A 9446-nucleotide genomic window follows, 5' to 3' on the forward strand; every position below is an offset into this window, starting at 1 on the left:
AACCACAGGTTCAGCCGAGAACACCCGGCATTCCCCGCGCGATGGTCTGACGGCTGCTTCGCGCTCTCCCCGGTGCGCCGGGCTTTCTGGCCACCGTTGCCCGCGCGGCGCGTGAGCGCCGACGCGAACGTGACACCAGCTTCGGGGTGTCAGGACCACGCGACTTGACCGTGCGCATCGTTGCCGTTCGTCCGGCTGGAAATCCACGCCGCAGCACCGACACGCCCACCGCATCCCGCCTCGACGTTCGTGACGACCGCGAAGCGTCCCTCGTGTGAGGCGGGACGGAGCGAAGATATACATGAATTCTGAAAAAAAGAAAGTAATTTCTGTGGCCAGGTTTCGGATTTTCCCCTCATGGTAAGGAGCGCCGAAGGCGCGTCTCGAACCATGAGGCCACGATTGGGGCCTCGCCCTTCGACACGCCCGCCTGCGGCGGGCTCCTCGGGGTGAGGAGTGAGAGCGCGTAGGGCGGATTAGCGAAGCGTAATCCGCCGCGCCGGCGACATTGATCTTGCATGCCACAATGCCTCCCTGAGTGCCGCGTGTGATGGACGATATTCCTGGTCGACGCAGTCTCTTGAGAGCATTCCGATTGTCGGCGGCGGATTACGCTTCGCTAATCCGCCCTACGATCAACTGACTGAATTGGTGCAACTCGCGCCCCACGGGCGTGGTCCGTGCCCCACTCCTCGACCACACAGGGCACACTCGCAAACCCGCGAAACCGCACCCGCCCGCCACGCACCGGTTCACCAGCGAGCTGATAGTTCGGAAACCTTGCCAAAAACCGCCCAATCGCCACAGCACCCTCCAGTCTCGCCAGTGCCATCCCCGCGCATTGATGTGCGCCGGTGCCGAAGGCGAGGTGGCGGTTGGCGAGGCGGGTGATGTCGAAGCGTTCGGGGTCGTCGAACTGGGCAGGGTCGCGGTTGGCGGCGCCGATGCACAGGGTGACGGAGGTGCCGGCGTCGAGCGTGATGTCGCCGAGCGTGACCGGCTCGGTGGTCATGCGGTTGCCGAGCTGGTTGGAGCTTTCGTAACGCAGGATTTCCTCGACAGCGGTGCGGATCAGGGTGGGGGCCTCGATGAGCTTCTTCCGCTCGGCCGGATATTGGCACAGCAGGACGAGGCCGTTGCCGATCAGATTGGTCGTGGTCTCGTGGCCGGCATTGAGCAGGAAGATGCAATTGTGCAGCAGCTCCTTTTCGCTCAGCCGCTCGCCGTCTGCCTCGCCCTGGATCAGCCGCGTCAGCACGTCGCGCTCCGGATTGCCCGGGGCCGCCCGGCGGCGCGCGACCAGGGTTTCGAGATATTCCAGGAAGTCGGCGACGGCTCGGTTGCCGCGGGCAAACTGCTCCTCTGTCAGCACCGGCTCCAGCGCGCCGAGGATCGCGAGCGACCAATCGCGCAACGGGCCGCGCTCCTCGTGCGGCACGCCGAGCAGGTTGCCGATCACCTCGATCGGAATGGCTGACGCGAAGTCCTCGATCAGCTCGAAGCGGTCCTTCGCCGCGATCCGGTCGAGCAACCCGTCGACCAGCGCGATCAGCGCGGGCTCCATCTCGGCGATGGCGCGCGGCGACAGCGCGCCCATGATCAGGCGGCGGACGCGCGTATGCGCCGGCGGATCGTTGAAGACGAGGCTGGTGGTGTGATGCTCGTAGAGCAGCGACGCGCCGTATTTCGGCGCGAACTCACGCTTCTTGTCGGACGAGAACGCCTTCGTCGCCTTGTAGGCGGTGACGAGATCATCGTAGCGCGTGAGGAAATAGGAGCCGTTGTGCATCCGCTTGACCGGCGCATGCTGACGCAGCGCGCGATAGGTCGGGTAGGGGTCGGCGTAGAAGCCGGGCGTCAGGCGCGCGAGATCGAAATCGTCGGCGAGCGCTGCGTCGTCGGTCATCTCTGGTTCTCCCGGTCGATTCTTCGTTATTGCTGCGACCGTCGCACGGTCAGCGGCGGAAGAAAATCCGCCGGGTGGTGTCGATCCGGGCCGTCACCACCGGAGCGTGCCGCAGAACCGCCTTGTTGCTGCGGTACGAAATTGCCTTCGGCGCCGCCGCTCTCTCCCAGTCATTTCAGGGACTTGACCGCTCCACGGTGCTGCGCCGCGGCATATTTCTTGACATGGATCAAGTGAGTATTTACTCACAGGCGATGTCCAGTTTGCGCATGACAAGCGATCTCCGGAGGCAGCTGATCCTCGGAGCGGCCAAGCGCTGCTTCGCGCGTCACGGCTATGCCGGCACGACGACCAAGAGCGTGGCCGCGGCCGCCGCGATCTCGGAAGCGCTGCTGTTCAAGCATTTCCCGTCGAAGGCGGCGCTCTATGCCGAGATCTTGAGCGAGGAATGCGAGGCCGATCCGGATTTCGAGCTGCTGCTCGGACAGGAACCTTCGACCGGCACGCTGGTCAGGATGATGGCCGGCATGGTCCGGCACTTCCTCGGCATCGCCGACGGGCCCGATGACGAGGAAGAGCAGCGGTTGCGCCTGATGGCGTCGAGCCATCTCGACGATGGCGAGTTCGCGCGGCTGTTGTACACCAAGATCGATGATCTGATCGGCGCCAAATTCGTTAACTGTCTCGAAAGTGCAGTCGCTGCTGGTGATGCCGTGCGATCGGCGGCGGCGCCTCGCGACCTGTTCTGGTTCGCGCATCACACCGTATTGATGGCGGCCTTGACCCGGCTTCCATCGATCCCCTGTGTGGACTATGGAACCGCAGCGAGCCTGGAGCGCCAGATCAGTGAGTTCATCCTGCGCGGCATCGGATTGACCGACGCCGCGATTGCGTACCATCTCGACCACGAATTGTCGCAACCTCCGGCCCGGCCGGCGACGGCAGAAAGTGCATGACATGAACATTGCGACGGAACCCAAGCTCTCCGGCAAGCCGATCGACGACAAGCCGCGCAAGCGCACTCGTCCGGTGCTGTGGTTCATCATCGTTGGCCTCCTGCTCGCAGGCCTGGTCGGCGGCTTCGTGTGGTTCAACATGTTTCGCGACAAGATGATCGCGCAGTTCTTCGCGAACATGAAGCCGCCGCCACTGAACGTCAGCGCCGCTACGGCGACCACGGAGAGCGTGCCGAACCTGCTGATGGCCGTCGGCGATCTCGCCGCCGTGCATCAGGTCAACGTGACGGCGGATGCCTCGGGCAGGATCACCGAGATCATGTTCACGCCGGGCACGACGGTGAAGCAGGGCACGCCCCTGGTGCAGCTCTACGACGCGCCGGAGCAGGGCGACCTCGCCAACTACAAGGCCCAGGTGACCGTGGCGCAGCTTTCGCTCGACCGCGCCAAGCAGCTCGCCTCGCGCCAGTTCGGTCCGCAGGCGACCGTCGACCAGGCCCAGGCCGCGTTCGACCAGGCCCAGGCCGGCGTCGCCAAGACCGAGGCGCTGATCGCACAGAAGCTGGTGCGGGCGCCGTTCGACGGCGACCTCGGCGTGCGCAAGGTCGAGCTCGGCCAGTATCTGTCCGCCGGCACGCAGATCGTCTCGCTGACAGATCTGTCGCAGCTCTGGGTCAACTTCACCGTGACGGAGAAGGACTCGGGCCAGCTGAAGGTCGGACAGACCGTGCGCGTCGGCGTCGACGCCTATCCGGGCAAGACGTTCGAGGGCAAGATCACCACCATCGAGCCGCAGATCGCGACCGACACCCGCAACATCCGGGTGCAGGCGACGATCGCCAATCCCGAGCACATCCTCAAGCCCGGCATGTTCGCGACCACCACGGTGGTGCTGCCGGAGAAGCCGCCGGTGCTGACGGTGCCGGAGACGGCGGTCGACTACACGCTGTATGGCGACTCCGTGTTCGTCATCAACGAGAAGAAGGCCGACGACGGCAAGGTCACGCTGACGGCTGACCGCACCTATGTGCAGACCGGCGACCGCATCAATGGCCGTGCGGTCATCCTGAAGGGCCTGAAGGAGGGCGACCGCGTCGTCGCCGTCGGCCAGCTCAAGATCCAGTCGGGTGCCGCGGTTTCGATCTCGACCGATCCGCCGCCGCCGGTGCCGGCAAAACCGCCGCGCTACTGAGCACATTCTTGAGCTAATACGGGCCGCCATCAGGCGGCCCGTCCGGACCTCATCCGACCTTTGCTGACGGGATTGCCGAGATGCGTTTCACCGATATCTTCATCAAGCGCCCGGTGCTGTCGGTCGTGGTCAGCCTGCTGATCCTGCTGCTCGGCCTGCGCGCGGCGTTCGTGCTGCCGATCCGGCAATATCCGAAGCTATCCAACACCGTCGTCAACGTCACGACGGTCTATCCCGGCGCTTCCGCCGACCTGATCCAGGGCTTCATCACCACGCCGCTGGAGCAGGCGGTCGCCTCGGCGGAGGGCGTCGACTACATCACCTCGTCCTCGGTGCAGGGCACCAGCACGATCCAGGTGTTCATCAAGCTCAACTTCGACCCGAGCCAGGCGCTCACCGAGGTGCTCGCGAAGGTCAACTCGGTCCGCTACCTGATCCCGAAGGAATCCAACGACCCGATCGTCACCAAGACCACGGGTCAGACGACCTCGGTGATGTATCTCGGCTTCTCCAGCGAGGAGCTGTCGGGCTCGGCGATCTCGGACTATCTCACGCGCGTCGTTCAACCGGTGCTGTCGACGGTGGACGGCGTCGCCGCGGCCAACATCCTGGGCGGCCAGACCTTCGCGATGCGGATCTGGCTCAATCCGGAGAAGATGGCCGGCCGCAACGTGTCGCCGACCGACGTGGCGCAGGCAATCGCCGCCAACAACTTCCAATCCGCGGCCGGCCAGGCGAAGGGTTATTTCATCGTCTCCAACGTCACGACCAACACCGGCCTGACCGACGTCAACCAGTTCAAGCGGATGATCGTCAAGGCCAAGGACGGCGGCTTCGTGCGGATGGAGGACATCGCCACCGTCGAGCTGGCGGCGCAGAGCACCGATGCCAGCGTCGCCTTCAACGGCGAGCGCGCCATCTTCATCGGCGTCGATGCGACGCCGCAGGGCAACCCGCTCAACATCGTCAAGGGCGTGCGCGCGCTGTTCCCCGATCTTGAGCGCAACCTGCCGCCATCGATGAAGATGAAGGTGGCCTATGATTCCACCAAGTTCATCCAGTCGTCGATCGACGAGGTCGAGCATACGCTCGGCGAGGCCGTGCTGATCGTCATCGTCGTCATCTTCCTGTTCCTGGCGTCGCTGCGCTCGGTCATCATCCCCGTTGTGACGATCCCGCTGTCCCTGATCGGCGTCTGCACGATGATGCTGGCGCTCGGCTTCTCCATCAATCTGCTGACCCTGCTGGCGATGGTGCTGGCGATCGGCCTCGTCGTCGACGACGCGATCGTCGTGGTGGAGAACATCCACCGCCATCTGGAGGAGGGCAAGGCACCGGTGCAGGCTGCGCTGCAGGGGGCGCGCGAGATCGTCGGCCCCGTCATCTCGATGACGATTACGCTGGCGGCGGTGTATGCGCCCATCGGCTTCCTCGGCGGCCTCACCGGATCGCTGTTCCGCGAGTTTGCATTCACCCTGGCGGGCTCCGTCATCGTCTCGGGCGTCATCGCGCTGACGCTGTCGCCGATGATGTGCTCGGTGCTGCTGCGCAGCGCCGAGGAGGGGCGGTTCGCGCGGCTGGTCAACCGCGTGTTCGGCGCGATGACGCGCTGGTATGGCCGCCAGCTCGACCGCTCGCTCGACTATCGCCCGGTGACGGCGCTGTTCGCGCTGACCATCCTCGGCCTCGTCGGCTTCCTCTACATGCACACCGCGAAGGAGCTTGCGCCGGAGGAGGATCAGGGCATCGTGTTCTCGATCACCAAGGCGCCGAAATACGCCAACATCGACTACATCAATTTCTACACAGACAAGGTCGACAAGGCGTTCCAGAAGTTTCCCGAGACCGACCTGCGTTTCATCCTCAACGGCATCCAAGGTCCGCAGGGCGGCTTCGCCGGCATGCTGCTCAAGCCCTGGGATGAGCGCACGCGCTCCTCGATCAAGCTGAAGCCGCTGGTGCAGGCGGAATTGTCGAAGATCGAGGGCATCAACGCCTTCGCCTTCAATCTGCCGGCGCTGCCGGGCGGCCCGGGCGGCCTGCCGGTGCAGATGGTGATCAGCTCGACCAACGGCTTCCAGGCGGTCTACGAGCAGATGGCCAAGCTGAAGGACGCCGCGCGCAAGAGCGGCATGTTCATCGTCTCCGACAGCGACCTCGAGTTCAACCAGCCGGTGGTGAAGGTCTGGATCAATCGCAGCAAGGCGAGCGATCTCGGCATCAACATGCAGTCGATCGGCAACACGCTGGCGGTGCTGCTCGGCGGCAACTACATCAACCGCTTCAACCTCGAGGGCCGCTCCTACCAGGTCATCCCGCAGGTGCCGCGCGACAAACGGCTGTCGCCGGAATCGCTGTCGGGCTATTATGTGGCGACCTCGGCGGGCCAGCAGGTGCCGCTGTCGACGGTGGTCAGCATCGAGACCGCGACCGACCCGAACTCGCTGACGCATTTCAACCAGCTCAACTCGGCGACCTTCTCCGCGGTGCCGATGCCGGGCGTCACCGTCGGCCAGGCGGTCGACTTCCTGGAGAAGCAGGCCAAGAATCTGCCGTCGGGCTTCAGCCACGACTATCTCGCCGACGCCCGCCAATACGTCCAGGAAGGCAATCAGCTCGCCATCACCTTCGGCTTCGCGCTGATCATCATCTTCCTGGTGCTGGCGGCGCAGTTCGAGAGCTTGCGGGATCCGCTGGTGATCATGATCAGCGTGCCCATGGCGATCGTCGGTGCGCTGATTCCGCTGTTCTTCGGCCTCGCGACGATGAACATCTACACCCAGGTTGGCCTGCTGACCCTTGTCGGCCTGATCACCAAGCACGGCATCCTGATGGTCGAGTTCGCCAACGAGCTCCAGCTCAACGAGGGCATGGATCGCCGCCAGGCGATCGAGACATCGGCGCGCATTCGTCTCAGGCCGATCCTGATGACCACGGCGGCGATGGTCACCGGCCTGATCCCGCTGCTGACGGCCTCGGGCGCCGGCGCCGCCAGCCGGTTCTCGATCGGCCTGGTCGTCGTCGCCGGCATGTCGATCGGCACCCTGTTCACGCTGTTCGTGCTGCCGGCCGTCTACACCGTCATCGCCACCAACCACCAGGCCGCCGCCAAGTCGAAGCGTGCCCAGGAAATCGCGGCGTTCGACGCCGAGACTGACCACGCGCTGAAGGCGACGTGACGGACGCGATTATGGTTCGACGACATCAACGGCGGCTGCCTTTGCAGCCGCCGTTTTGTTTGATCGCTCATTCAACGCCCCCAGCCGTCGTCCCGGCGAACGCCGGGATCCATAACCACAGGACGTGGTTTGAGGCAGGCGCGGAGTGACCCTCTCGCGCAACAACGACTGACGGTGGTTATGGGTCCCGCCTCGGAGGCCGGGACGACGGCGGAGGGTGGGGCGGCGGCGGAGGCCCTCCGCGAAGCGCCTCATTCCTCCTGCTGCGGATCGAGCGCGTCGCGCAGGCCGTCGCCGAGCAGGTTGAGCGACAGCACGACCAGGAAGATCGCAAGGCCCGGCCAGATCGCCATCCACGGCGCGTTGGTGAGGAAACGTTGTGCGGCGTTGAGCATGCTGCCCCAGGACGGCGCCGGCGGCTGCTGGCCTAACCCTAAGAACGACAGCGCGGCCTCGGCGATGATGGCGGCGGCGACCGACAGGGTCGCCTGCACCAGCAGCGCCGGCATGATGTTCGGCAGGATGTGCCTGACGGCGATCTGCAGGTCGGTATCGCCGACGCTGCGCGCGGCCTCGACATACTCTTCGACCTTGACGCTCAGCACCTCGCCGCGGGTGAGCCGGACAAAGATGGGGGTCGCCGAGATGCCGATCGCGATCATCGCATTACCGAGGCTCGGGCCCAGGAATGCCGCGAGCGCAATCGCGAGCATCAGGAACGGGCAGGCGAGCATCGCGTCGGTGATACGGCTGATCAGGGCATCAATGAAGCCGCCGCGATAGCCCGCGAGCATGCCGATCGGCACGCCGATCGCCAGCGCGATGACGACCGAAATGGCGCCGGCCATCAGCGAGGCGCGCGCGCCGTAGATGACGCGGGCGAGCACGTCGCGGCCGAGATCGTCGGTGCCGAACCAGTGCGCCGCCGACGGCGCCTTGCGCACCAGGGCCCAGCTGGTCTTGATCGGATCATAGGGCGCCACCAGCGGCGCTGATATCGCGAGCAGGATGAAGGCCGCGATCAGGCCGAGCCCGACCATGGCTCCCTTGCGCTTGACCAGGCGGCGCCAGGTGCGCTGCATCGGCCGCTCGAGCGGGGCGAGGGTGCGGATCCCCGGTGCTGACAGCGTGGTCTCGGCCATGTCAGCTCCTCAACCGCGGATTGACGAGGACGTAAGCGAGATCGGCGATCAGGTTGAGCATGATGTAGACGGTGGCGGTGACCAGCACGACGCCCTGGACGACGGCGTAGTCGCGGTTGAAGACGGCGTCGACGATCAGCTTGCCGAAGCCTGGAATCGAGAAGATCTGCTCGGTGAGCACAGCGCCGGACAACAGCGTGCCGAGCTCCAGCGCGCCCAGCGTGATGACCGGCGTCAAAGCGTTGCGTAGCGCGTGACGCAGGATGACCTGGCGCTCGGAGATGCCTTTGGCGCGGGCGGTGCGGATGTAGTCGCTGCTCAAGACCTGCAGCATCGCGCTGCGGGTGTGGCGCATCAGGATGGCGGCGATGGCGTTGCCGAGCACGAAGGCCGGCATGATGGTGGCGGCGAGGCTGGCGCGCCAGTCCTCGGCCAGCGAGACATAGCCGGAGGCGGGCAGCCAGCCGAGCTGGATCGAGAACACGAAGATCAGCATGATGCCGAGCCAGAAGTTCGGCGTCGAGATGCCCCACAGCGCGAACAGGTTGGCGGCGTAGTCGTAAACCGTGCCGCGCTTCACGGCGGAGATGATGCCGGCGGGAATCCCGATCAGGAACGCGATCACGATCGCCATCGACGCGAGCTGGAGTGTCACCGGCAGCTTCTGCAGGATGAGATCGCGCACCGGCATCTTGATGCGCAAGGACTCGCCGAAATCGCCCGAGAGCACGCCCTTGATCCAGTAGCCGTATTGCACGGGCAGGGGCTGGTCGAGGCGGTACTGCTTGCGGATCTGCTCGATGACCGCGGGATCGCGCTCCTCGCCGGCCATGACCAGCGCGGGATCGCCGGGCAGCAGTTGCTGCAGCGAGAAGATCAGGATCGAGACGAAGATCAGGGTCGGGATGATCTGCGCGAGGCGGCGGGCGAGGAAGGTCAGCATGATCAGGACCTCGCGCGCCGAGGAGCATGTTCACGACGAGCAATCGATCGTGCCCCCAGCGTTCCCTCCCCCCTTGTGGGGGAGGGACAGGGAGGGGGGTGCCCCAAGCGAAATCGGCGTTCGTGGCA

At 65.2% G+C, this 9446-nt stretch carries 6 protein-coding genes; 3 read left to right on the forward strand and 3 right to left on the reverse strand.

What is annotated here, in order from left to right; translation table 11 throughout:
• Window positions 1-619: 619 nt before the first annotated feature.
• Window positions 620-1906 (reverse strand): cytochrome P450, encoded by a 1287-nt coding sequence (locus BRAO375_RS26650; RefSeq protein WP_009030544.1) that lies wholly within the window; start codon window positions 1904-1906, stop codon window positions 620-622.
• Window positions 1907-2175: 269 nt separating this feature from the next.
• On the opposite strand from BRAO375_RS26650, the gene BRAO375_RS26655 reads away from it, so the two are divergent.
• From BRAO375_RS26655 to BRAO375_RS26665, 3 genes are all read left to right on the forward strand, one after another.
• On the forward strand, window positions 2176-2862 hold the full coding sequence (locus BRAO375_RS26655) for a TetR/AcrR family transcriptional regulator (RefSeq protein ID WP_035642390.1): 687 nt from the start codon (window positions 2176-2178) through the stop codon (window positions 2860-2862).
• Between the two features lies 1 nt (window position 2863).
• Window positions 2864-4054, forward strand: coding sequence for an efflux RND transporter periplasmic adaptor subunit (locus tag BRAO375_RS26660; RefSeq protein WP_009030546.1), 1191 nt, complete (start codon window positions 2864-2866; stop codon window positions 4052-4054).
• An 80-nt stretch (window positions 4055-4134) separates the two neighbouring features.
• Entirely contained in the window at window positions 4135-7233 is a 3099-nt protein-coding gene (locus BRAO375_RS26665) for a MexW/MexI family multidrug efflux RND transporter permease subunit (RefSeq protein ID WP_009030547.1), read from the forward strand.
• A gap of 251 nt (window positions 7234-7484) precedes the next feature.
• Here BRAO375_RS26665 and BRAO375_RS26670 read toward each other — a convergent pair whose 3' ends face one another.
• Both BRAO375_RS26670 and BRAO375_RS26675 read right to left on the reverse strand, forming a co-directional pair.
• Window positions 7485-8315 carry an ABC transporter permease gene (locus BRAO375_RS26670; RefSeq protein ID WP_009030548.1) on the reverse strand — a complete coding sequence of 277 codons (831 nt, stop codon included), beginning with the start codon at window positions 8313-8315 and terminating at the stop codon, window positions 7485-7487.
• Window positions 8316-8376: 61 nt separating this feature from the next.
• Entirely contained in the window at window positions 8377-9318 is a 942-nt protein-coding gene (locus BRAO375_RS26675; protein ID WP_009030549.1) for an ABC transporter permease, read from the reverse strand.
• Window positions 9319-9446: the final 128 nt, after the last annotated feature.

It is taken from the genome of Bradyrhizobium sp. ORS 375, from assembly GCF_000239775.1.
GTDB lineage: Bacteria > Pseudomonadota > Alphaproteobacteria > Rhizobiales > Xanthobacteraceae > Bradyrhizobium.